This is a genomic window from Paracoccus sp. MKU1 (assembly GCF_001447385.1).
In the GTDB taxonomy this organism is placed as follows: Bacteria; Pseudomonadota; Alphaproteobacteria; order Rhodobacterales; family Rhodobacteraceae; genus Paracoccus.
This window is the reverse complement of record NZ_LLWQ01000020.1, coordinates 1-1,692: the sequence shown is the minus strand read 5'-3', so window position 1 is coordinate 1,692 and position 1,692 is coordinate 1. Positions and strand designations below refer to the sequence as shown.

Annotated in this window: 4 protein-coding genes; all 4 read right to left on the bottom strand. The window is 64.1% G+C overall.

Annotated features, from left to right (window positions below; all coding sequences use genetic code 11):
• Positions 1 to 400, bottom strand: a 400-nt coding sequence (locus AQY21_RS01855) for a hypothetical protein (RefSeq protein ID WP_058096180.1), incomplete at its 3' end; no start/stop codon positions are given.
• 131 nt (positions 401 to 531) lie between these two features.
• Positions 532 to 900, bottom strand: a complete 369-nt coding sequence (locus AQY21_RS01850) for a thermonuclease family protein (protein WP_058096179.1) — start codon at positions 898 to 900, stop codon at positions 532 to 534.
• 39 nt (positions 901 to 939) lie between these two features.
• Entirely contained in the window at positions 940 to 1,320 is a 381-nt protein-coding gene (locus AQY21_RS01845) for a hypothetical protein (RefSeq protein ID WP_012092609.1), read from the bottom strand.
• Between the two features lie 10 nt (positions 1,321 to 1,330).
• Positions 1,331 to 1,692: DUF6878 family protein (locus AQY21_RS01840; protein ID WP_058096178.1), on the bottom strand; the 362-nt coding region annotated here is incomplete at its 5' end.

Here is a 1,692-nt window from a genome sequence, read left to right as displayed (position 1 = left end):
TGGCCTCCGTGACGGTGCGGCGAGCCTCGGCGTCGGAGGCGACCGGATGCTGCCAGAGCACGATCCCGGCCCGGACCTCACCGGCAAGGACAAGGCCCAGTTCGTTGTCCTGAATGACCATGACGCGGGGGCGAAAGCGCAGCGCATCGCCCTGTCCAACGCGGAAATCACCGCGCGCAACGCGCTGGCTGGCGATGATCAGCGCCTCTTCGGGGGATTGGCACTGGCCGATGACGAGCGTGCGGTCGAAGCCGCCGACGTCATCGCTTTCGTCATCGCTGGCGATACCGATGCAGGAGATGCGCAGCGGCAGCTTCTGGGCATGACGCAGCCGGGGCAGGATCTGTCGCGCGACAAYTTCGCCGATCGAGGCGAAAGTGGTGTGGTGGGAAAGGCTCATGGGGAATGCTCCGCGACGGACGGCGGAAGCCCCTCTCCCGCCTCACAATCCGTCACGGCCAACCGGCCCGCACTCTTACTCTCCCGTCCCGACGGTGGATCGTCCCGCACCTCGGCGGGACGATCCGGCGATCAGCACCAGRGCTCACGCCGCCCGGCCCAGGTTCTCGCCAGCCCTTCATCGACGAGAATATCGCCGACATCGCGGCCTTCGACGCGTATCGCCGCCAGGGTCCGGCCATAGCGGTCGGTCCCCTGACGCAGGATTTCGACCCGCCGACCTTGCAGGATTTCCGCCAGCCTGATCTTCGCTTGCCGGGCWAGGTCGGTTTCATGGATGCAGCGGCCCTCCATTTCGGGAGCGTCGATGTTGAATATCCGAACAGCTTCGGACTGCTGTCCCATACCCAGCCGGATCGAGTCACCGTCCCAGACGCGGATTTCCGCCGGTTCGCAGGAAGCCGTGCAGAGCAGGACGGAGATGACGATATGGCTGAGCATGGCAAGAGGCTTTCATAAGGGGGAGGCTGACGCGACTGCTCAGACTTCTTCCTGAAGTCGGCCATTGACGCAATGCGGATCGACCTCCGCCTCGATCCGCTGCGTCCGCCCCATCCAAGGCGCCGGGTGGATTGCCCGCGCCCAATCGGCGAAGGACGGGATACGGCCCAGATCCTCGCGGACATGCTGCTCCCCGACCCATCGGGCCGGGATCACCCTGCCGGTGGACAGGGTGATCGTCGCCCCGAAAATGGTCTCGGCCATGAAGATGCCCTCGGCATGGTGGCGAAGCGCGCGATGACGAAAATCGGCCAGGATCTCCTTGCTGGCATCGAACCAGCTATGGATGGGCAAGTAATCCTCGACCGTGCCGCCCCATTTCTTCACCGACGAGAGCGCATGATGATAGGGATGTGCCATTTCCGCCCCCTCAGAACTCGTGACTGTAGAATTCGGTGGCGGTGTAGCGCTCGTTGTAGTCGAGCGTGATGGTGCGCGCCGCCACATCGAAGCTGAACTCGCCATAGGCGCCATCATTGTTCTCCCAGCCGCCATGGGTTTCCGAGAGGAAGTCATAGGCGAGCTGTTCGATGGCCGCCTCAACGCCCATTGAGATTGCGGTCACCTTGTCGGTTCCCCATGCCACCGTGGCAATGGTGATCTCGCCCTGCGGCAGGTCCACGGTCCGGTCGTCCGATTGCGCGGTGATGTCCTCGATCTGGCCGCTGTCGCCAGAACCGTCGAAGGTGACGGTCACGAGAGTGATGCCTGCGGCGGCCAGCGCATCGAACA